We start from the raw sequence: 17,165 nt of genomic DNA, 5'->3' as shown, positions 1-17,165 counted from the left end.
GCGCGGCGTTCGACTCAGAGGTGTACTCGCCCTCGACGGGCGCCTCGGACTCGGTGGTGTACTGCTCGACGTCAACAACCTCGGTCTCTTCGACCGGCTGCTCAACGGTGGTCTCGGCCACGATTCTCCTCAGATTTCTTTACGTCTTTGGGGGTGGCCGGAACTACTGCGCGACCTGGGTGATCTCGAACGGGACCGGCTGCTGAGCGCCGTGCGGGTGCTGGTCGCCCGCGTAGACCTTCAGCTTCGAGAGCATCTGACGGCCCAGGGTGTTCTTGGGGATCATGCCCTTGATGGCCTTCTCGACGGCCTTCTCGGGGTTCTTCTCAAGAAGCTCGTCGTAACGGACGGAACGCAGACCACCCGGGTAACCGGAGTGGCGGTACGCCATCTTCTGAGTCTTCTTGTTGCCGGACAGGTGAACCTTGTCGGCGTTGATGATGATGACGAAGTCGCCCATGTCCATGTGGGGCGCGTAAATCGCCTTGTGCTTGCCGCGCAGGAGGTTGGCGGCAGTGGTCGCCAGACGGCCCAGGACGATGTCCTGAGCGTCGATGACGTGCCACTGGCGGGTCACGTCGCCGGGCTTGGGGCTGTACGTACGCACTTCGTAGCCTTCGCTTCTTCAGTGGATGGGGTCCAGACACACGGCACCCAGGAAGCGATCATGCAGCTGGGGCTCACAATGCCGGGGACGCTGCCCGTATGCGAGCCACTGGTAACTGCTCCAGGGAACCTACGTATGGGCCCTTCGCGTGAGAACGACGATGCCGATACGCATAACAAACGTCGAGACTACCCGCGCCGCACCGTACGGGTCAAAACGCGGCCCGGGAGACCGGCACCGGCGCCTCCCCCACCACAGGTGTGTCCGCTTTCTCCGGGGTGGTCCCGCCCGTCCTGACGCAGCTCCGGGCGACCGTGAAGGCCAGCACACAGAGCGTGACGCAGTCCCGGTAGGCCCGCGTGGCGCCCGGCTCGAGCCAGGGCCAGTCGAACCCCGGGACCTGCGGCAGGAGCGCAAGCCAGAACCACGGCCGCAGGGTCACCGCACCGGGCTCTCCGGCCCCGGCGAGCAGCAGCGGCACGACGACAAGGAGGTAGTGGTCGTACGAAGGCCTGGACACCAGGAAGGCCGCCAGCATCAGCATCGCGGCCGTCTCGACGACCCGCGCAGACTGCGCACCCCCGCTCCCCCACCGCCGCCAGGCACACCACACGCCCGCGGCGGCGGCCACGAGGGCCAGCAGCGTCGCCGCCCCCTGCGGCACCCCGAGCCGCGGCAGCACAGCCGCGGGCGAGGCCTCATAGAGCCGTACGAAGCTGTCGTCGCCCCGCAGCAGGAACGGCAGCGTCCGCGTGAAGAACCCCGCCGGGTCCGGCATGACGACCGCCACCCCGGCCGATACCGCCGCGGGCACGAGCACCGCACTCCCGAGCGCCCGCCACCGCCGCGCGAAGACGAAGAGCAGCACCACCGGCGCGAGCAGCGGTTTCACGGCGACGGCGGCTCCGATCACCAGACCGGCGGCCACCCACTTCCCCCGGCACACGAGGAGCAGCGCGAGCGGCAGCGCGGCCGCCGACGCCACCGTCCAGTTGCCGAGCTCGACGAGGTGCACGAACGGCGCGAAGCCCAGGGCGAGCGCGAGCAGCCCGAGCGCCGCGAACCGGCTGCGCCACGAAACCGCGTGGATCCGCAGGGCGCACCCCCACCCGAAGACCAGCGAGGCCGTGACCCCGGTCGGCATGAGCCACCGCACGACGGACTCCGGAAGCAGCGCCTGCGGCACCGCGGCGAGCACGGCCCCCGGCAGATAGAGGAAGTGCCGGTCGGCATAGGGCGAGCGGCCCTCCAGCCAGGCCTCGGCGGCCCGCACCACGATGGCGTTGTCCATCCCGCCGCCCGAGTGCCGCAGCCCCACCCGGACGACCGTGGCGAGCAGCACGAGACCGAGCGCCGCCCAGGCATGCCAGGTGGCCGGCCGCAGCCACCACCCGTTAACAGCTACTTTGCCGGTATTCATGCGAATCAGGCTAGGTCGAGACCCTCTCCTGGCCCCCGCTCAACATCCCCGACTCCCCGTCTAAGATGCGGCGCATGAGCTTTGGGCAAGGGGGACCTCAGTGGGGTCCAGGGGATTCGCGTACGCCTGACTGGGCGGCGCTCGCCGAGGCGTCCGAATCGCGCACCCGGCGCCGCAAATGGCTGATGATCGGCGGCGGCGCGCTCGCCACCGTCGTCGTCGCGGCCGCGGTCGCCGTCGGCGTCGTCTCCGCGAACAGCGACAACTCCTCCGCCTCGAACAAACCGGCGAGCGAGCTGCCCTCGACCGCGGACATCCCCGGCGCCAGCGAGAAGCCGGGCCCCTCCTTCGAGGAGACGACGCCGCCGCCCCCGCCGGACCCCAAGGAGTTCATCTCCAGCGCCAAGAAGGACAAGGCGCCGCTCAGCGCCGACACGCTCTTCCCCGGCAAGACGCTGACCTCGGGCGAGCGCGTCTACAAGAAGGGCGACACGGACAGCACGAAGAAGTGCGCGAGCGTCACCCAGCCCGCGCTCGGCACGATCCTCACGAAGAACGACTGCACGCGGCTCTACCGCGCCAGTTACGTGCGGGACAACATCGCCGTGACGGTCGGCGTCGCCGTCTTCGACACGGAGGCCCAGGCCAAGAAGGTGAACGACCAGGCGAAGAAGGGCCTGGTCATCTCACTGCCCGGCAAGGGCGTGCCCAGCTTCTGCCGCACGGCGGTCTGCCGCGGCACGTACAACGCCTACGGCCGCTACGCCTACTTCACGACCTCCGGCTTCACCAGCGACAAGGACGTCACGGAGAAGGAGCGCAAGGTCTACACGGTCGGCGACGACCTGGGCCGCTTCGCCTTCGGCCAGATCCACCGGCGGGGCGAGGCCCAGGCTTCCGCCGCGGCCAACGCCCCCGAGTAGTCCGGCAGTCGGGAGTCCGGCGGCCGGGGCTCAGCAGCACCCGGCGCCGGGCAGCGTCCGCTTGTTGCGCGCTTCCTTGCTGCGCGCGGCCAGCAACTCGTCGGCGGGATAGCCGACTTCCTCCAGCGTGAGCCCGTGCGGCCGTACGACGTGCACGGCGGAGTCCCGCACTCCCGCGGCAAGGACCTTCGCGGGCCACTCCACGGGCCGGTGCCCGTCGCCCACGAACAGCATGGCGCCGACCAGCGAGCGCACCATGTTGTGGCAGAACGCGTCGGCCCGCACGGTCGCTTCGAGAATCCCGTCGGACCGCCGCTCCCAGTGCAACTCCTGGAGCGTACGAATGGTCGTGGCGCCCTCGCGCTTCTTGCAGTAGGCCGCGAAATCGTGCTCACCGAGCAGCTTCTCGGCAGCCGCGTTCATGGCGTCGAGATCCAACTCCCAGTCGTGCCAAAGGACATGACTGCGCAGCAGCGGGTCGACGCCGCCGGGGTGGTCGGTCACGCGGTAGGCGTAGCGCCGCCACACGGCCGCGAACCGCGCGTTGAACCCCGCGGGAGCCTCGGCCACCTTCCAGACCCGCACATCGTGCGGCAGCCGCCCCGCGAGCCTGCGCAGCAGCTTGTCGCTGTGCTCGGCCCACACGCCCTCGGGCAGATCGACGTGGGCGACCTGCCCCCGCGCGTGCACCCCGCTGTCGGTCCGTCCGGCGACGGTCAGCTCGTACGTCTCCTGCGACCGCGTCACGGTCCGCAGCGCGCTCTCGATCTCCCCCTGGACGGTCCGCTGCCCCTGCTTCTGCTTGGCCCAGCCGGAGAAGTCCTTGCCGTCGTACGAAAGGTCAAGCCGCACCCGCACGAACCCGGGCTCTACTTCATCGCTCACAGAACAGATCCTCTCAGGAGGCCGCCCATGCGAAAGCGGGCCCGCCCCGAAGGGCGGACCCGCTCACAGCAAGGCAGAGCCTCAGGCGTCCTTGGACTCCTCGGCAGCGTCCTCAGCCGGCTTCGCGTCCTCGACGGGCGCGTCGTCCTTCTTGAGGGCGTCTTCCTTGACGGCACGCTTCGTGGCCGCCTCGGCCTCACCGGTGGCAGCCTGCGCCACGGTCAGGGCCTCCACCAGCTCGATGACAGCCATGGGCGCGTTGTCGCCACGGCGGTTACCGATCTTGGTGATACGGGTGTAGCCACCCGGGCGGTTCTCGTAGCGCGGGCCGATCTCCGTGAAGAGCGTGTGCACGATGCTCTTGTCGGTGATGACGGACAGCACCTGGCGGCGGTTGTGAAGGTCGCCCTTCTTCGCCTTGGTGACCAGACGCTCCGCGTAGGGACGCAGACGACGGGCCTTCGCCTCGGTGGTGGTGATGCGGCCGTGCTCGAAGAGCTGCTTGGCGAGGTTCGCCAGCAGAAGCTTCTCGTGCGCGGCGCTGCCGCCCATACGGGCACCCTTGGTGGGCTTCGGCATGGTGTTTCTCCTTCATCGCTGCACCGGCCGTATGAGGTACCGATGACAGTGTCCGAGCAGGCGGTCGCCCGTCGGAGACCCGCGCCCCGTAAGGGGCGCGGGGAACTGCGCGACCAGCCGAAGCCGGCCCGCAGCCAAAATCAGACCGATCAGTACTGCTCGGTCTCGACGAAGCCGGCGTCGGCATCGTCATCCGCGCCGAAGGCGTCGGCGGCAGCGGTCGGGTCGAAGCCGGGAGGCGAGTCCTTGAGCGCAAGACCCATGCCGTTGAGCTTCATCTTGACCTCGTCGATCGACTTCGCACCGAAGTTGCGGATGTCGAGCAGGTCCGCCTCGGAGCGGGCCACGAGCTCACCCACGGAGTGGATGCCCTCGCGCTTGAGGCAGTTGTACGACCGAACGGTGAGCTCGAGCTCCTCGATCGGCAGGGCGAGATCGGCGGCCAGGGCCGCGTCCGTCGGCGAGGGGCCCATGTCGATGCCCTCGGCGTCGATGTTGAGCTCGCGCGCCAGACCGAACAGCTCGACCAGGGTCTTGCCTGCGGACGCCATGGCGTCACGCGGGCGCATGGCCTGCTTGGTCTCGACGTCGACGATCAGCTTGTCGAAGTCGGTGCGCTGCTCGACACGCGTGGCCTCGACCTTGTACGTGACCTTCAGGACCGGCGAGTAGATCGAGTCGACCGGGATGCGCCCGATCTCCTGACCGACCTGCTTGTTCTGAACGGCGGAGACGTAGCCGCGACCGCGCTCGACGGTCAGCTCCATCTCCAGCTTGCCCTTGCCGTTGAGCGTGGCGAGGACCAGGTCGGGGTTGTGCACCTCGACACCGGCCGGGGGCGCGATGTCGGCGGCGGTGACCAGACCCGGGCCCTGCTTGCGCAGGTACATCACGACGGGCTCGTCGTGCTCACTGCTCACGACGAGCTGCTTGATGTTGAGGATGAGGTCGGTGACGTCTTCCTTGACGCCCGGCACGGTGGTGAACTCGTGCAGGACACCGTCGATACGGATGGACGTGACGGCCGCACCCGGGATCGAGGAGAGAAGGGTCCGACGCAGGGAGTTGCCGAGGGTGTAACCGAAGCCCGGCTCCAGCGGCTCGATCACGAACCGGGAGCGGAATTCGTCGACGACCTCTTCGGTCAACGAGGGACGCTGAGCGATCAGCATGAAGTGTTTCCTTCAGTCATGGGCACCCACTATTTGATGCCCTTGAGTACTACAAGGGTACGGGCGGTACGGCTCCGGAGAGCCGCACCGCCCGAAAATCCCTGGGTCAAGCGACGTGCGTCAGACGCGGCGACGCTTGGGGGGACGGCAGCCGTTGTGCGGCGTGGGGGTGACGTCCTGGATCGAGCCGACCTCGAGGCCGGTGGCCTGGAGGGAGCGGATCGCGGTCTCACGGCCGGAGCCGGGACCCTTGACGAAGACGTCGACCTTGCGCATGCCGTGCTCCTGGGCGCGACGCGCGGCCGACTCGGCGGCCATCTGCGCGGCGAACGGAGTCGACTTGCGCGAGCCCTTGAAGCCGACGTGGCCGGCGGAGGCCCAGCTGATCACGTTGCCCGTGGGGTCCGTGATCGAGACGATCGTGTTGTTGAACGTGCTCTTGATGTGGGCGTGCCCGTGAGCGACGTTCTTCTTTTCCTTGCGGCGCACCTTCTTGGCAGCGCCCTGACGACCCTTGGGGGGCATCTATTAACTCCTACGCGAGGTGGTCGGTCCTGCAGCGACAGCTGTCGATCGACCGCTGAGGACTACTTCTTGCCCGGCTTCTTCTTACCGGCGATGGCGCGACGCGGGCCCTTACGGGTGCGGGCGTTGGTGCTGGTGCGCTGACCGCGGACGGGCAGACCACGACGGTGACGGATACCCGCGTAGCAGCCGATCTCGACCTTGCGGCGGATGTCGGCCTGGATCTCGCGACGGAGGTCACCCTCGGTCTGGATGTTGGCGTCCACGTACTCGCGGATCTTGATCAGGTCCTCTTCGGACAGATCACGAACACGGGTGTTGCGGTCCACACCGGTGGCGTCCAGCGTCTGCTGGGACAGCGTGCGGCCAATGCCGAACACGTACGTGAGGGCAACCTCAACACGCTTATCGCGCGGGAGGTCAACACCTTCAAGGCGTGCCATTCAAGGCTCCTGTTGATTTTCGGAGGTCTTCAGCAGGACCGGTCCCGGGTGCCGTACGAGGTACATCCCGGGTCCCCGGCCTCCGACCGGGGGTGTCGCCCTCCATTACCGATGGATCTGAAGAGGGACGGGTCCTGCACATGTGCTTTACGTGCGTCGCGCGAAAATCTGCGAACTGCAGTCGTGCGTCAGCCCTGGCGCTGCTTGTGGCGCGGGTTGTCGCAGATAACCATGACCCGGCCGTGACGGCGGATCACCCTGCACTTGTCGCAGATCTTCTTGACGCTCGGCTTGACCTTCATTGGGTGAGGTTCTCCGGGTCAGTGCCATCACCCCACGCGAATGGGGTGCGGGCAAGATCTACTTGTACCGGTAGACGATCCGGCCACGCGTCAGGTCGTACGGAGACAGCTCCACCACGACCCGGTCGTCAGGGAGGATGCGGATGTAGTGCATACGCATCTTGCCGCTGATGTGTGCCAGGACCTGGTGGCCGTTCTGGAGCTCAACCTTGAACATGGCGTTCGGAAGAGACTCAACGACAGTGCCCTCGATCTCGATGGCACCTTGCTTCTTGGCCACGCTTTGCCCTTCGAATCGACTACCTTGATCGACTTCGCTCACCGCATGCAGACACACGGATGCACGAGAGCCGACGCGTCAGTCTACGTCAGGCCACCCGGAAAGACGAATCGAGGAAGAATGCCCCACGACGAAGATCCTTAAGCAAGGGGTTCACTTCGCCAGCGGGTCCGGCGCAGTGGTGACCCCGTACTCCGCCAGCTTCGCCTTGCCGCAGGACCACTCTTGAACGCCCCTCTCGCGGGATCGGCGCCAGGGCGCCTCACAAGCTTCGAGCGGCTGCGCCGGACTCCGTCCGTCGGAGCTGGGCCCGGCGAGCGCGTCAGCCCAGCGGGTCCGGCGCCGCCGTAACCCCATACTCCGCCAGCTTCGCCTTGCCTCCGTCAGGAGCCGTCAGCACGATCGGGCCCTCCTCCGTCAGCGCGACGGAGTGCTCCCAGTGCGAGGACCAGGTGCCGTCGGTCGTGATGACCGTCCAGTCGTCCTCCAGGACCTCCGTGCGGGGCGTGCCGAGGGAGACCATGGGCTCGATGGCCAGGCAGAAGCCGGGGACCAGCTTGGGGCCCTTGCCGCGGCGGCGCTCGACGTAGTTCAGGAGATGCGGGTCCATGTGCATCTCGGTCCCGATGCCGTGGCCGCCGTAGTCCTCGACGATGCCGTACTTGCCGCCGCCGGGCTTCGGCTGCCGCCGGATGTACGACTCGATGGCGCGGGAGATGTCCACGAGCCGATTGCCCTGCTTCATCGCGGCGAGGCCGGCCCACATCGACTCCTCGGTCACCCGGGAGAGCTCGATCAGCTCCGGAGCGTGACCGGTGCCCACGAACGCGGTGTAGGCCGCGTCGCCGTGCCAGCCGTCGATGATGGCGCCCGCGTCGATGGAGATGATGTCGCCGTCCTTCAGGACGGTCTTCTCGTCCGGGATGCCGTGCACGACGACCTCGTTGACCGAGGTACAGATCGTCGCGGGGAAGCCGCCGTACCCCAGGAAGTTGGACTTCGCGCCGTGCTCGGCGATCACCTTGCGCGCGACGTCGTCCAGGTCCTTCGTGGTCGCGCCCGGCACCGCAGCCTCACGCGTCGCGGCGTGCACGGCTGCGACGACAAGGCCCGCCTCACGCATCTTCGCGATCTGCTCGGGGGTCTTGATCTGCACCATGGGGCTTCCGCTCTCCGTCATCCGTCCAACAACCGGCCACGTACACGAACCGACTACGTACACAACACTACGGCCGCGGTCCCCCGAGGGGCACCGCGGCCGTAGCAGCGTACTGGACTGCGCAGGGGCTACTTGTCGCCCTTGAGCGCGTCCATCGCGCGCTTGGTGACCTCGTCCACCTTGCCGAGCGCCGAGATCGTCACGACGAGGCCCTGGGCCTTGTAGTGGTCGATGATCGGCTCGGTCTCGCGGTGGTACACGTCGAGCCGCTTGCGCACGGTCTCTTCCTTGTCGTCACCGCGCTGGTAGAGCTCGCCGCCGCAGACGTCACAGACGCCCTCGGCCTTCGGCTTGCTGTACGTCACGTGGAAGACGTGGCTGGAATCGTTCCGGCAGATACGGCGGCCGGCGATGCGCTTGACCACCTCGTCCTCGGGGACCTCGAGGTCGAGCACCGCGTCGAGCTTCTGGCCGTCCGCCTTGAGCGACTCGTCCAGGGCCTCGGCCTGCGACACGTTCCGCGGGAAGCCGTCGAGCAGGAAGCCGTTCTCGGCGTCCGGCTGCTCCATGCGGTCCTTCGCCATGCCGATGGTGACCTCGTCGGGGACGAGGTTGCCGTCGTCCATGTAGGCCTTCGCCCGCTTGCCCAGCTCCGTGCCCTGGCTGATGTTGGCGCGGAACAGGTCGCCCGTGGAGATGTGCGGAATCTGCAGGTTCTTGGCGAGGAACGCGGCCTGCGTTCCCTTGCCCGCACCGGGCGGCCCGACGAGGACGATTCGCATCAGCGGAGGAACCCTTCGTAATTGCGCTGCTGGAGCTGGCTCTCGATCTGCTTCACGGTCTCCAGACCCACACCCACGATGATCAGGATGCTTGTCCCGCCGAACGGGAAGTTCTGGTTCGCGCCGAAGCCCACCAACGCCATCGTCGGTACAAGAGCGATCAGACCCAGATACAGCGAGCCCGGCCACGTGATCCGGTTGAGTACGTAGCTCAGGTACTCAGCGGTCGGACGGCCAGCCCGGATGCCCGGGATGAAGCCACCATACTTCTTCATGTTGTCCGCGACTTCCTCGGGGTTGAACGAGATAGCCACGTAGAAGAAGGCGAAGAACACGATCAACAAGAAGTACGTCGCGATGTAGATCGGGTGGTCGCCCTTGGTCAGGTTCGCCTCGATCCACTGCTTCCACCCGGAATTGCCACCCGCGAACTGGGCGACGAGAGCGGGAATGTAGAGAAGCGAAGAGGCGAAGATCACAGGGATGATGCCCGCCTGATTGACCTTCAGCGGAATGTACGTCGAAGTACCGCCATAGGAACGGCGGCCGATCATGCGCTTCGCGTACTGGACGGGAATGCGGCGCTGAGCCTGCTCCACGAAGACGACCAGAGCGACCATGACGAGACCGACCGCGATGACCGTGCCGAACTCGATCCAGCCACCGGCGAGCGAGCCCTGCTCCTTGATGGCCCACAGGGCGCCGGGGAAGGTGGCCGCGATCGAGATGAACATCAGGATCGACATGCCGTTGCCGATGCCGCGGTCGGTGATGAGCTCACCGAGCCACATGACGCAGGCCGTGCCCGCGGTCATCGTGATGACCATGGTGACGGTGACGAAGATGGACTGGTCCGGAACGATCTCGGTGGCGACGGGGCAGCCGGAGAACAGCGAGCCCGTACGAGCCGTGGCCACGAGGCCGGTCCCCTGGAGGATCGCGAGCGCGACGGTCAGATAACGCGTGTACTGCGTGATCTTCGCCGTGCCGGCCTGGCCCTCCTTCTTCAGGGCCTCGAGCCGCGGGATCACCACGGTCAGCAGCTGCAGGATGATGCTCGCCGTGATGTACGGCATGATGCCGAGCGCGAAGATCGTGATCTGCAGCAGCGCCCCGCCACTCATCATGTTGACCAGACCGAACAACCCCTGGTTGGAGTTGGCCTGGTCCATGCAGACCTGGACGTTCTTATAGCTGACGCCGGGGATCGGAATGTGCGTTCCGAGCCGGTAGATCACGATGATGCCGAGAGTGAAGAGCAGCTTCTTGCGCAGGTCGGGCGTCTTGAACGCCCGGGCGAACGCGGTGAGCACGGTGCCTCCTGCGACCCCCGCGCGCGTGCGTCAGAGGTAGTGGTCTGAGGATCGACGAATACGTATCAGTCAGAAAAACCGCACGGCAAGACCGCACGGAGCTTAGACAGTGCACGCCACCTTACCGGCGACCGTGCCCCCCTTGGAACGACCAACCGGGGATGCCCCATATGTGGGGCATCCCCGGCTGGGAATCGCTCAAGTCATCGAGGTGCCTGAAGAATTCAGACGAGCTCGGTGACGGTACCGCCGGCGGCGGTGATCTTCTCCTTGGCGGAGCCGGAGACGGCGTCGACCGTCACCTGCAGCGCCACGGTGACCTCACCCTGGCCGAGGACCTTGACGAGGCTGTTCTTGCGAACGGCACCCTTGGCGACGAGACCCTCGACGGTGACCTCGCCACCCTCGGGGTACAGCGCGCTCAGCTTGTCGAGGTTCACGACCTGGAACTCGGTCTTGAACGGGTTCTTGAAGCCCTTGAGCTTCGGGAGACGCATGTGGAGGGGCATCTGGCCACCCTCGAAGCGCTCCGGAACCTGGTAACGGGCCTTGGTGCCCTTGGTACCACGACCAGCGGTCTTACCCTTGGACGCCTCACCACGACCCACACGGGTCTTGGCGGTCTTGGCGCCCGGGGCGGGCCGGAGGTTGTGGACCTTCAGCGGGTTCTGCTCCGCCATGTCAGTCGACCTCCTCAACCGTCACGAGGTGGCGGACGGTGTGCACCATTCCGCGGAACTCGGGGCGGTCTTCCTTGACGACCACGTCGTTGACCCGCTTGAGGCCAAGCGAACGCAGCGTGTCGCGGTGGTTCTGCTTGCTGCCGATGTACGACTTCACCTGCGTGACCTTGAGCTGCGCCATTACGCACCAGCCCCGGCACGCGCACGGAGAAGAGCCGCGGGGGCGACGTCCTCGAGGGGCAGACCACGGCGAGCCGCGATCTCCTCGGGACGCTGCAGGCCCTTCAGGGCCTCCACGGTCGCGTGCACGATGTTGATCGCGTTCGACGAACCGAGCGACTTCGACAGGATGTCGTGCACGCCCGCGCACTCGAGCACGGCACGCACCGGGCCACCGGCGATAACACCGGTACCGGGGGAAGCAGGCTTGAGCAGGACGACGCCTGCGGCCTTCTCGCCCGTGATCGGGTGCGGGATGGTGCCCTGGATACGCGGAACCTTGAAGAAGTTCTTCTTGGCCTCTTCAACGCCCTTGGCGATGGCCGCGGGAACTTCCTTGGCCTTGCCGTATCCGACACCTACGGTGCCGTCACCGTCGCCCACCACGACCAGCGCGGTGAAGCTGAAGCGGCGACCACCCTTGACAACCTTGGCGACACGGTTGATCGCGACAACGCGCTCAACGTATGCGGTCTTCTCGGCGGCAGCGCCACCGTCGCGACCCTTCCGGTCCCGCCGCTCGCCGCCACCGGCACCGCTTCCGCGGCGCTGGGGTCCAGCCATTGGAATTACCTCTCTCTGTTACGTCCGCTAGCTCCGGAACCGGGGCTTAGAACTTCAGCCCGGCTTCGCGGGCGGCGTCCGCCAGAGCGGCAATGCGCCCGGCGTACTTGTTGCCACCGCGGTCGAACACGACGGCCTCGACACCCGCGGCCTTGGCACGCTCGGCAACGAGCGCGCCGACCTGCTTGGCCTGCGCGGACTTGTCGGCCTCGCCACCGCGGATCGTGGTGTCCAGGGTCGACGCCGACGCAAGGGTGTGACCCTTGAGGTCGTCGATGACCTGAGCAACGATGTTGCGGTTCGAGCGAGTCACGACGAGGCGCGGACGCTCCGCCGTACCCGACACGTTCTTGCGGATGCGGATGTGGCGGCGGGCCTTGGCGGCACGCTTGTAAGCGTCACCCTTGGCGATCTTCACACCGTATGCCATGGCTTACTTACCTGCCTTTCCGACCTTGCGCCGGATGACTTCGCCCTCGTACTTGACGCCCTTGGCCTTGTACGGGTCGGGCTTGCGCAGCTTGCGGATGTTGGCCGCAACCTCGCCGACCTTCTGCTTGTCGATGCCCTCGACCGAAAGCTTGGTCGCGGACTCCACCTTGAAGGTGATGCCCTCGGGGGCCTCGACCAGGATCGGGTGGCTGTAACCCAGCGAGAACTCCAGGTTGGAGCCCTTCGCGAGCACGCGGTAACCGACACCGCTGATCTCGAGCTTCTTCACGTAACCCGTGGTCACGCCGGTGATCATGTTCGCCACCAGCGTGCGGGACAGGCCGTGCAGGGCCTTGTTCTGACGCTCGTCGTTGGGGCGGGTGACGCTCAGGACGCCGTCCTCACCCTTAGCGATGTCGATCGGCGCGACGACGGTGTGGGAAAGGGAGCCCTTGGGACCCTTAACCGAAACCGTCCGGCCGTCGATGGTGACGTCCACGCCGGCGGGAACCGTGATGGGGAGCTTGCCAATACGCGACATTAGCTATTCCTCCGTTCCCGACTACCAGACGTAGGCGAGGACTTCCCCACCTACGCCCTTCTTGCCTGCCTGCTGGCCGGTGAGCAGACCGTGCGACGTGGAGATAACCGCCACGCCCAGGCCGCCGAGCACCTTCGGCAGGTTGGTGGACTTCGCGTAAACCCGGAGACCGGGCTTGGAGATCCGCTTGATGCCCGCAATGGAGCGCTCACGGTTCGGGCCGAACTTCAGCTCGAGAACGAGGTTCTTGCCGACCTCGGCGTCCTCGACCTTCCAGCCCGTGATGAAGCCCTCCTGCTGGAGGATCTCCGCGATGTGAGACTTGATCTTGCTGTGCGGCATCGCCACGGTGTCGTGGTACGCCGAGTTCGCGTTACGCAGACGAGTCAGCATGTCCGCGATCGGATCAGTCATGGTCATGAATTGGCCTTCGGCCTCTCTCGCCGTGGTTTCCTATCTGCGCCATCCCTCTCCCCACTCAGAGGCAGGACGGGTGCGGCGCGGGGACCTACGGCGTAGTAAGTCGGTCAGGGCGGCAGGCGCCCAACCCTCCTAGCCTAAGGCATGGAGAGGTGGGCCACCTACCGACCAGATACTTACCGAGAGCCTCCGGTAATTCCCAAGTCCCTGAGGACAGGGGGAATTACCAGGAGCTCTTGGTCACGCCCGGCAGCTCGCCACGGTGAGCCATCTCACGAAGGCAGACGCGGCACAGGCCGAACTTGCGGTACACGGAGTGCGGACGGCCACAGCGCTGGCAGCGGGTGTAGCCGCGCACACCGAACTTGGGCTTACGAGCAGCCTTGGCAATAAGAGCCTTCTTCGCCATCTCGCTTACGCCTCCTTGAACGGGAAGCCGAGGTGACGGAGAAGGGCACGGCCCTCAGCGTCGTTGGTCGCCGTGGTGACCACGGTGATGTCCATACCCCGGACGCGGTCGATCTTGTCCTGGTCGATCTCGTGGAACATGACCTGCTCCGTGAGACCGAAGGTGTAGTTGCCACGGCCGTCGAACTGCTTGGGGGACAGACCACGGAAGTCGCGGATGCGCGGCAGCGCGAGCGACAGGGTGCGGTCCAGGAACTCCCACATGCGGTCGCCACGAAGCGTGACGTGGCAGCCGATCGGCTGACCCTCGCGCAGCTTGAACTGCGCGATGGACTTCCGGGCCTTGGTGATGGCCGGCTTCTGACCCGTGATGGTGGTCAGGTCACGGACGGCACCGTCCATGAGCTTGGAGTCACGGGCGGCGTCGCCGACACCCATGTTGACCACGATCTTGATGAGGCCGGGGGTCTGCATGACGTTCTCGTACGAGAACTCTTCCTGCAGCTTGCCCGCGATCTCCTCGCGGTACTTCGTCTTCAGACGCGGAGTGGTGGTGGTCGTCATCAGATGTCCTCACCCGTCCGCTTGGCAACGCGGATCTTGTTGCCGTCATCGTCGAAGCGGAAACCGACACGCGTGACGACCTTGTTGCCGTCCTTCTCCACGACCAGCTGGACGTTGGAGACGTGGACAGGGGCTTCGGTGGTCACGATGCCGCCGGCCTGCGAACCGCTGGCGGTCGGGCCGGCCTTCGTGTGCTTCTTGACCCGGTTGACACCCTCGACCAGGACGCGCTCGTCGCGCGGGTAAGCGGCAATGACCTTGCCCTGCTTGCCCTTGTCCTTACCGGTGATGACCTGAACCAGGTCGCCCTTCTTGATCTTCATGCTTACAGCACCTCCGGCGCGAGCGAGATGATCTTCATGAACTTCTTCTCGCGCAGCTCACGGCCGACCGGGCCGAAGATACGGGTGCCGCGAGGGTCGCCGTCGTTCTTCAGAATGACGGCGGCGTTCTCGTCGAAGCGGATGTACGAGCCGTCGGGACGGCGGCGCTCCTTGACGGTGCGAACGATGACGGCCTTGACGACGTCACCCTTCTTCACGTTGCCACCGGGGATCGCGTCCTTGACGGTGGCGACGATGACGTCACCGATGCCCGCGTAGCGGCGACCCGAGCCACCGAGAACACGAATGGTGAGAATTTCCTTCGCACCCGTGTTGTCGGCGATCCGAAGTCGCGACTCCTGCTGGATCACGTCTATCTCCTGTTTGTCTGCCGGTTCCCCCGGGGCAATTCAGCGAACTGCCCCGGGAGCCTGGCGGAACGAACTCTGGGGAAAACCCCTCAGAGGTTTACTTGGCCTTCTCGAGGATCTCGACGATGCGCCAACGCTTGGTCGCCGACAGCGGACGCGTCTCCATGAGGAGGACACGGTCGCCGACGCCGGCAGCGTTCTGCTCGTCGTGCGCCTTGAGCTTGTTCGTACGGCGGATGACCTTGCCGTACAGCGCGTGCTTCACGCGGTCCTCGACAGCGACGACGACGGTCTTGTCCATCTTGTCGCTGACGACCAGGCCCTCACGGGTCTTGCGGAAACCGCGGTCGGTCTTGGTCTCAGTCACGTTGCTCTCGCTCATCAGGCGCTCTCCACCGTCTCGATGCCCAGCTCGCGCTCACGCATCAGGGTGTAGATCCGCGCGATGTCCTTGCGGACGGCCTTGAGCCGCCCGTGGTTCTCGAGCTGACCGGTCGCCGCCTGGAAGCGGAGGTTGAACAGCTCTTCCTTGGCTTCGCGAAGCTTCGCGAGAAGCTCCTCGTCGCCCAGTTCGCGCAGCTCGGACGCCTTGGTACCGGCCGACATCACGACTCACCTGCCTCGCGCCGAACAATCCGGCACTTCATCGGAAGCTTGTGAGCAGCGCGGGTAAGCGCCTCACGCGCAGTCTTCTCATTCGGGTAGGACAGCTCGAACATCACCCGTCCGGGCTTGACGTTCGCGACCCACCACTCGGGGGAACCCTTACCGGAACCCATGCGGGTCTCGGCGGGCTTCTTCGTCAGCGGACGGTCCGGGTAGATGTTGATCCAGACCTTGCCGCCACGCTTGATGTGGCGGGTCATCGCGATACGAGCCGCCTCGATCTGGCGGTTGGTCACGTACGCCGGAGTGAGGGCCTGAATCCCGTACTCGCCGAACGCAACCTGCGTACCACCCTTGCTCATACCGCTGCGCTTGGGGTGGTGCTGCTTGCGGTGCTTGACCCTACGAGGGATCAGCATGTCGGTCAGGCCTCCGTTCCGGTGCTCTCAGCCGGAGCGGCAGCTGCGGCGGGAGCGTCGGCCTTGGGGGCCTCGGCAGCCGGCGCGGACTGCTGCTGCGGCTTGCGGCCGCGGCCGCCACGCTCGCCACCACGGCCACCACGGGCCGGGCGGTCGTTGCCGCCACCACGGGCCGGGCGGTTACCCGCACGGGCCGCGGCGTTCTCGGCGCGGACCTCGGCGATGTTCTTGACGTCGCCCTTGTAGATCCAGACCTTCACGCCGATACGGCCGAAGGTCGTCTTGGCCTCGAAGAAGCCGTAGTCGACGTTCGCACGGAGGGTGTGCAGGGGCACGCGGCCCTCGCGGTAGAACTCCGAGCGGGACATCTCGGCGCCGCCGAGACGGCCACCACACTGGATCTTGATGCCCTTGGCGCCGGCCTTCATCGTCGACTGCATGCTCTTGCGCATGGCGCGACGGAAGGAGACGCGGGAGGACAGCTGCTCCGCAACGGCCTGCGCGACCAGCTGAGCGTCGACCTCGGGGTTCTTGACCTCGAGGATGTTCAGCTGAACCTGCTTGCCCGTGAGCTTCTCGAGGTCACCGCGGATGCGGTCGGCCTCGGCGCCACGGCGGCCGATGACGATGCCGGGACGCGCGGTGTGGATGTCCACCCGCACGCGGTCACGGGTGCGCTCGATCTCAACCTTCGAGATGCCGGCGCGCTCCATGCCGGACGTCATCATCCGACGGATGGCGACGTCTTCCTTGACGTAGTCCTTGTACAGCTTGTCGGCGTACCAACGCGACTTGAAGTCGGTGGTAATGCCGAGCCGGAACCCGTGCGGGTTTACCTTCTGGCCCATTACCGGGTTCCTTCCTTGCTGCTGACGACCACGGTGATGTGGCTGGTCCGCTTACGGATCCGGTAGGCACGGCCCTGAGCACGCGGACGGAACCGCTTCAGGGTCGGGCCCTCATCCACGTACGCCTCGCTGATGACCAGCGAAGAGGCGTCACTGTGGTCGTAGTTGTGCGCGGCATTGGCAATGGCGCTGTCCAGCACCTTGCCAACCGGCACGCTCGCGGCCTGCGGGGCGAAACGCAGGACCGCCTGAGCCTCCGTGGCATCCATGCCACGGATGAGGTCCACCACTCGGCGGGCCTTCATGGGCGTGACGCGGATGTACCGCGCCTGGGCCCTGGCTTCCATGGTTGTCCCTTCGGTGTAAGTCATAGTCGT

The 17,165-nt window shown here is 66.3% G+C and carries 28 protein-coding genes and 1 pseudogene; 1 reads left to right on the top strand and 28 read right to left on the bottom strand.

Features of this window, described 5'->3' with window-relative positions; all coding sequences use genetic code 11:
* The 3 genes and pseudogenes from ACQKIP_RS04375 to ACQKIP_RS04365 form a co-directional block, all read right to left on the bottom strand.
* Positions 1-121 (bottom strand): annotated as a pseudogene (locus tag ACQKIP_RS04375) (30S ribosomal protein S9); the annotation flags it as partial.
* 42 nt (positions 122-163) lie between these two features.
* Positions 164-607: a 50S ribosomal protein L13 gene (rplM, locus tag ACQKIP_RS04370; protein ID WP_361182318.1), complete on the bottom strand. Its 444-nt coding sequence runs from the start codon at positions 605-607 to the stop codon at positions 164-166.
* Positions 608-818: 211 nt separating this feature from the next.
* Positions 819-2,027: a glycosyltransferase family 87 protein gene (locus ACQKIP_RS04365; RefSeq protein ID WP_365862717.1), complete on the bottom strand. Its 1,209-nt coding sequence runs from the start codon at positions 2,025-2,027 to the stop codon at positions 819-821.
* Between the two features lie 74 nt (positions 2,028-2,101).
* Between ACQKIP_RS04365 and ACQKIP_RS04360 the strand changes: the two genes are divergently transcribed.
* Positions 2,102-2,950 (top strand): hypothetical protein, encoded by an 849-nt coding sequence (locus ACQKIP_RS04360; RefSeq protein WP_365862719.1) that lies wholly within the window; start codon positions 2,102-2,104, stop codon positions 2,948-2,950.
* 30 nt (positions 2,951-2,980) lie between these two features.
* Here ACQKIP_RS04360 and truA read toward each other — a convergent pair whose 3' ends face one another.
* From truA to rplV, 25 genes are all read right to left on the bottom strand, one after another.
* On the bottom strand, positions 2,981-3,835 hold the full coding sequence (gene truA, locus ACQKIP_RS04355; protein WP_365862721.1) for a tRNA pseudouridine(38-40) synthase TruA: 855 nt from the start codon (positions 3,833-3,835) through the stop codon (positions 2,981-2,983).
* Between the two features lie 81 nt (positions 3,836-3,916).
* Positions 3,917-4,414: a 50S ribosomal protein L17 gene (gene rplQ / locus ACQKIP_RS04350; protein WP_361182324.1), complete on the bottom strand. Its 498-nt coding sequence runs from the start codon at positions 4,412-4,414 to the stop codon at positions 3,917-3,919.
* 149 nt (positions 4,415-4,563) lie between these two features.
* The gene (locus tag ACQKIP_RS04345) at positions 4,564-5,586 is read right to left on the bottom strand and encodes a DNA-directed RNA polymerase subunit alpha (protein ID WP_016645160.1); all 1,023 of its coding nucleotides are present in this window, start codon (positions 5,584-5,586) and stop codon (positions 4,564-4,566) included.
* A 120-nt stretch (positions 5,587-5,706) separates the two neighbouring features.
* Positions 5,707-6,111 (bottom strand): 30S ribosomal protein S11, encoded by a 405-nt coding sequence (gene rpsK / locus ACQKIP_RS04340; RefSeq protein WP_003948617.1) that lies wholly within the window; start codon positions 6,109-6,111, stop codon positions 5,707-5,709.
* A gap of 62 nt (positions 6,112-6,173) precedes the next feature.
* A complete protein-coding gene (gene rpsM, locus ACQKIP_RS04335) occupies positions 6,174-6,554 on the bottom strand; it encodes a 30S ribosomal protein S13 (RefSeq protein WP_190084427.1) in 381 nt (126 codons plus the stop codon).
* Positions 6,555-6,742: 188 nt separating this feature from the next.
* Positions 6,743-6,856 (bottom strand): 50S ribosomal protein L36, encoded by a 114-nt coding sequence (gene rpmJ / locus ACQKIP_RS04330; protein WP_003974245.1) that lies wholly within the window; start codon positions 6,854-6,856, stop codon positions 6,743-6,745.
* 58 nt (positions 6,857-6,914) lie between these two features.
* A complete protein-coding gene (infA, locus tag ACQKIP_RS04325; protein ID WP_003948620.1) occupies positions 6,915-7,136 on the bottom strand; it encodes a translation initiation factor IF-1 in 222 nt (73 codons plus the stop codon).
* A gap of 322 nt (positions 7,137-7,458) precedes the next feature.
* Positions 7,459-8,295, bottom strand: coding sequence for a type I methionyl aminopeptidase (gene map, locus ACQKIP_RS04320; protein WP_365862724.1), 837 nt, complete (start codon positions 8,293-8,295; stop codon positions 7,459-7,461).
* Positions 8,296-8,423: 128 nt separating this feature from the next.
* Positions 8,424-9,077 carry an adenylate kinase gene (locus tag ACQKIP_RS04315; RefSeq protein WP_365862726.1) on the bottom strand — a complete coding sequence of 218 codons (654 nt, stop codon included), beginning with the start codon at positions 9,075-9,077 and terminating at the stop codon, positions 8,424-8,426.
* Positions 9,077-10,390 carry a preprotein translocase subunit SecY gene (secY, locus tag ACQKIP_RS04310; protein WP_365862728.1) on the bottom strand — a complete coding sequence of 438 codons (1,314 nt, stop codon included), beginning with the start codon at positions 10,388-10,390 and terminating at the stop codon, positions 9,077-9,079. The genes ACQKIP_RS04315 and secY overlap by 1 nt, the downstream gene beginning before the upstream one ends.
* A gap of 224 nt (positions 10,391-10,614) precedes the next feature.
* Positions 10,615-11,070 carry a 50S ribosomal protein L15 gene (gene rplO, locus ACQKIP_RS04305; protein WP_055564835.1) on the bottom strand — a complete coding sequence of 152 codons (456 nt, stop codon included), beginning with the start codon at positions 11,068-11,070 and terminating at the stop codon, positions 10,615-10,617.
* A 1-nt stretch (position 11,071) separates the two neighbouring features.
* Positions 11,072-11,254, bottom strand: a complete 183-nt coding sequence (gene rpmD, locus ACQKIP_RS04300) for a 50S ribosomal protein L30 (RefSeq protein WP_190084424.1) — start codon at positions 11,252-11,254, stop codon at positions 11,072-11,074.
* Positions 11,254-11,856, bottom strand: a complete 603-nt coding sequence (gene rpsE, locus ACQKIP_RS04295; protein WP_006126891.1) for a 30S ribosomal protein S5 — start codon at positions 11,854-11,856, stop codon at positions 11,254-11,256. Before rpsE ends, rpmD begins: the two co-directional genes overlap by 1 nt.
* A 46-nt stretch (positions 11,857-11,902) precedes the next feature.
* Positions 11,903-12,286, bottom strand: a complete 384-nt coding sequence (gene rplR / locus ACQKIP_RS04290) for a 50S ribosomal protein L18 (protein WP_365862731.1) — start codon at positions 12,284-12,286, stop codon at positions 11,903-11,905.
* Positions 12,287-12,289: 3 nt separating this feature from the next.
* Positions 12,290-12,829 carry a 50S ribosomal protein L6 gene (gene rplF / locus ACQKIP_RS04285; RefSeq protein ID WP_249588331.1) on the bottom strand — a complete coding sequence of 180 codons (540 nt, stop codon included), beginning with the start codon at positions 12,827-12,829 and terminating at the stop codon, positions 12,290-12,292.
* A gap of 21 nt (positions 12,830-12,850) precedes the next feature.
* On the bottom strand, positions 12,851-13,249 hold the full coding sequence (rpsH, locus tag ACQKIP_RS04280; protein ID WP_361716660.1) for a 30S ribosomal protein S8: 399 nt from the start codon (positions 13,247-13,249) through the stop codon (positions 12,851-12,853).
* 223 nt (positions 13,250-13,472) lie between these two features.
* Complete coding sequence (locus ACQKIP_RS04275) at positions 13,473-13,658, bottom strand: type Z 30S ribosomal protein S14 (RefSeq protein ID WP_003948630.1); 186 nt, start codon at positions 13,656-13,658, stop codon at positions 13,473-13,475.
* A 5-nt stretch (positions 13,659-13,663) separates the two neighbouring features.
* Positions 13,664-14,221, bottom strand: a complete 558-nt coding sequence (gene rplE, locus ACQKIP_RS04270) for a 50S ribosomal protein L5 (RefSeq protein WP_361182332.1) — start codon at positions 14,219-14,221, stop codon at positions 13,664-13,666.
* Positions 14,221-14,544, bottom strand: a complete 324-nt coding sequence (rplX, locus tag ACQKIP_RS04265) for a 50S ribosomal protein L24 (RefSeq protein WP_160506664.1) — start codon at positions 14,542-14,544, stop codon at positions 14,221-14,223. Before rplX ends, rplE begins: the two co-directional genes overlap by 1 nt.
* Positions 14,545-14,546: 2 nt before the next feature.
* A complete protein-coding gene (rplN, locus tag ACQKIP_RS04260; RefSeq protein WP_073768975.1) occupies positions 14,547-14,915 on the bottom strand; it encodes a 50S ribosomal protein L14 in 369 nt (122 codons plus the stop codon).
* Between the two features lie 97 nt (positions 14,916-15,012).
* A complete protein-coding gene (rpsQ, locus tag ACQKIP_RS04255; RefSeq protein WP_055564830.1) occupies positions 15,013-15,297 on the bottom strand; it encodes a 30S ribosomal protein S17 in 285 nt (94 codons plus the stop codon).
* Positions 15,297-15,521 (bottom strand): 50S ribosomal protein L29, encoded by a 225-nt coding sequence (gene rpmC, locus ACQKIP_RS04250; RefSeq protein WP_003998824.1) that lies wholly within the window; start codon positions 15,519-15,521, stop codon positions 15,297-15,299. The genes rpsQ and rpmC overlap by 1 nt, the downstream gene beginning before the upstream one ends.
* Positions 15,521-15,940 carry a 50S ribosomal protein L16 gene (rplP, locus tag ACQKIP_RS04245; protein ID WP_135332557.1) on the bottom strand — a complete coding sequence of 140 codons (420 nt, stop codon included), beginning with the start codon at positions 15,938-15,940 and terminating at the stop codon, positions 15,521-15,523. Before rplP ends, rpmC begins: the two co-directional genes overlap by 1 nt.
* Positions 15,941-15,945: 5 nt before the next feature.
* Positions 15,946-16,788, bottom strand: coding sequence for a 30S ribosomal protein S3 (rpsC, locus tag ACQKIP_RS04240; protein WP_160506663.1), 843 nt, complete (start codon positions 16,786-16,788; stop codon positions 15,946-15,948).
* Positions 16,788-17,135 (bottom strand): 50S ribosomal protein L22, encoded by a 348-nt coding sequence (rplV, locus tag ACQKIP_RS04235; protein WP_016645177.1) that lies wholly within the window; start codon positions 17,133-17,135, stop codon positions 16,788-16,790. Before rplV ends, rpsC begins: the two co-directional genes overlap by 1 nt.
* Positions 17,136-17,165: the final 30 nt, after the last annotated feature.

This window comes from Streptomyces sp. NPDC059900 (genome assembly GCF_050270335.1).
Lineage (GTDB): Bacteria > Actinomycetota > Actinomycetes > Streptomycetales > Streptomycetaceae > Streptomyces.
The sequence above is the reverse complement of the archived record's forward strand: the minus strand, read 5'-3'. Positions and strand labels throughout refer to the sequence as shown.

Bases quoted from the DNA above. Each gene is read 5' to 3' on its own strand.
- rpsH (WP_361716660.1), bottom strand. From the start codon at position 13,249: ATGACCATGACTGATCCGATCGCGGACATGCTGACTCGTCTGCGTAAC.
- rplE (WP_361182332.1), bottom strand. From the start codon at position 14,221: ATGACGACCACCACCACTCCGCGTCTGAAGACGAAGTACCGCGAGGAG.
- rpmD (WP_190084424.1), bottom strand. From the start codon at position 11,254: ATGGCGCAGCTCAAGGTCACGCAGGTGAAGTCGTACATCGGCAGCAAG.
- rpsE (WP_006126891.1), bottom strand. From the start codon at position 11,856: ATGGCTGGACCCCAGCGCCGCGGAAGCGGTGCCGGTGGCGGCGAGCGG.
- rpsM (WP_190084427.1), bottom strand. From the start codon at position 6,554: ATGGCACGCCTTGAAGGTGTTGACCTCCCGCGCGATAAGCGTGTTGAG.
- rplF (WP_249588331.1), bottom strand. From the start codon at position 12,829: ATGTCGCGTATTGGCAAGCTCCCCATCACGGTTCCCGCCGGCGTGGAC.
- rplV (WP_016645177.1), bottom strand. From the start codon at position 17,135: ATGGAAGCCAGGGCCCAGGCGCGGTACATCCGCGTCACGCCCATGAAG.
- ACQKIP_RS04315 (WP_365862726.1), bottom strand. From the start codon at position 9,077: ATGCGAATCGTCCTCGTCGGGCCGCCCGGTGCGGGCAAGGGAACGCAG.
- rplO (WP_055564835.1), bottom strand. From the start codon at position 11,070: ATGGCGGAGCAGAACCCGCTGAAGGTCCACAACCTCCGGCCCGCCCCG.
- rplP (WP_135332557.1), bottom strand. From the start codon at position 15,940: ATGCTGATCCCTCGTAGGGTCAAGCACCGCAAGCAGCACCACCCCAAG.
- rplR (WP_365862731.1), bottom strand. From the start codon at position 12,286: ATGGCATACGGTGTGAAGATCGCCAAGGGTGACGCTTACAAGCGTGCC.
- ACQKIP_RS04360 (WP_365862719.1), top strand. From the start codon at position 2,102: ATGAGCTTTGGGCAAGGGGGACCTCAGTGGGGTCCAGGGGATTCGCGT.
- rpmC (WP_003998824.1), bottom strand. From the start codon at position 15,521: ATGTCGGCCGGTACCAAGGCGTCCGAGCTGCGCGAACTGGGCGACGAG.
- rplX (WP_160506664.1), bottom strand. From the start codon at position 14,544: ATGAAGATCAAGAAGGGCGACCTGGTTCAGGTCATCACCGGTAAGGAC.
- map (WP_365862724.1), bottom strand. From the start codon at position 8,295: ATGGTGCAGATCAAGACCCCCGAGCAGATCGCGAAGATGCGTGAGGCG.
- rpsQ (WP_055564830.1), bottom strand. From the start codon at position 15,297: ATGAGCGAGAGCAACGTGACTGAGACCAAGACCGACCGCGGTTTCCGC.
- rpsK (WP_003948617.1), bottom strand. From the start codon at position 6,111: ATGCCCCCCAAGGGTCGTCAGGGCGCTGCCAAGAAGGTGCGCCGCAAG.
- rpsC (WP_160506663.1), bottom strand. From the start codon at position 16,788: ATGGGCCAGAAGGTAAACCCGCACGGGTTCCGGCTCGGCATTACCACC.
- ACQKIP_RS04365 (WP_365862717.1), bottom strand. From the start codon at position 2,027: ATGAATACCGGCAAAGTAGCTGTTAACGGGTGGTGGCTGCGGCCGGCC.
- ACQKIP_RS04345 (WP_016645160.1), bottom strand. From the start codon at position 5,586: ATGCTGATCGCTCAGCGTCCCTCGTTGACCGAAGAGGTCGTCGACGAA.
- rplQ (WP_361182324.1), bottom strand. From the start codon at position 4,414: ATGCCGAAGCCCACCAAGGGTGCCCGTATGGGCGGCAGCGCCGCGCAC.
- rpmJ (WP_003974245.1), bottom strand. From the start codon at position 6,856: ATGAAGGTCAAGCCGAGCGTCAAGAAGATCTGCGACAAGTGCAGGGTG.
- ACQKIP_RS04275 (WP_003948630.1), bottom strand. From the start codon at position 13,658: ATGGCGAAGAAGGCTCTTATTGCCAAGGCTGCTCGTAAGCCCAAGTTC.